General features: G+C 35.2%; 1 protein-coding gene and 1 tRNA gene. Both read right to left on the minus strand.

What is annotated here, in order from left to right; all coding sequences use genetic code 11:
* Positions 1 to 675: hypothetical protein (locus V5290_RS04050; RefSeq protein WP_333382160.1), on the minus strand; the 675-nt coding region annotated here is incomplete at its 3' end.
* A 536-nt stretch (positions 676 to 1,211) separates the two neighbouring features.
* Positions 1,212 to 1,287, minus strand: a tRNA-Val gene (locus V5290_RS04055).
* Positions 1,288 to 1,289: the final 2 nt, after the last annotated feature.

The following is a 1,289-nucleotide window of genomic DNA, read 5'->3' on the forward strand; positions in this document are numbered from 1 at the left end:
AGGTAATTCTTCGCCACTATTGACAAGTTCTGCGCCCGCTTCTGTTAAGACAACTGTACCATCTACGATTTCATAATTTACGGTATCGCTCAATGTAACAGTAACCTCGTCACCGTCTTCATCTGTTGTTTCAAACGTCGCAACCACAGCACCTTCAACGGCACTGCCGTCATCTTCAGTGAAGTCATTAGAGTTGGTGATAATAAGTGTTGGTGCTGTATTTCCAGTAGCAAAGTTACTACTGTCATCAGTTGTATCAGTAAATTCTTGTGGGTTTTCGGTATCGCTACCAAACGTAGTTGTTTCGAAATTTGTTGTCGCAATAGTTTCGTCACCGTCACGGTCAAAGTCAACAAGTGAGAAACCACCACCAGATTCTTCACCAGCCGCTGTTTCAATATCTAAATCTAAAACTTCTTCACCGAGTGCTAAAATAGCTTCCAAGTCATCAGTATCGATATCTGCAAGCTCTTCTTGATCGTTTTGGATATCTGGCAATACAATATTTTCTGCTACAGGAGCATCTGAGGAATCTTCTAAAGCTAATGGGTCTAGTTCAGGTACGATCTCTTCACCAGCTACAATAAGTTGCTCTTCTGTTTGAATCACTTGGCCATCAGTTAATTCAACTTCAGTTTCACTATTTCCGTTAACTTGGTTATTTGGCTTATCCATTACTATTCCCCACGAGACTATTTACTTTTAAAATTATGCTTCATGTAACTGTCGATAAAGTCTATACAGAACTTGCTTTCAACTTGATCAGGTAACATTTGCTTAACTAAGAATTTAAATTTGGCGAGATTCAAAGTTCCATCTTTGAAAAACATCTCCCCTAAAGTAATAACTATAGACAAATGCTCGCCAATAGTAAATTTGATTATTAATTAATGTTTAATCTAAAATAAAAAAGTTATAAAACATCGATTTATTTCACATTTAAAAACACAGAAATATATCTTTAGAGTCTGTTATATAACGACTTAGACTAAAAAAACAAAAGAAAATATTTGCTTAATAAAGAGGGGTGAAATTATAAATTAACACTTAGAATAAAGCATAAAAAGTAAATACGAGATAATACTGAAAGCAGTATAAAAAAGACTATAACTTGACTTTAATTAGACAATAGATAGAAGACAAAAAATAAATACTTTTTACAGATATTTTAAATAGATTTACAGAGTGTATAAAAGAATAGAGATTAAAGATGGTGGGCGATACTGGGTTCGAACCAGTGACCCTCGCCTTGTAAGGGCGATGCTCTCCCAACTGAGCTAATCGCCCAT

The sequence above is a fragment of the Psychromonas arctica genome, assembly GCF_036697365.1.
GTDB lineage: Bacteria > Pseudomonadota > Gammaproteobacteria > Enterobacterales > Psychromonadaceae > Psychromonas > Psychromonas arctica_A.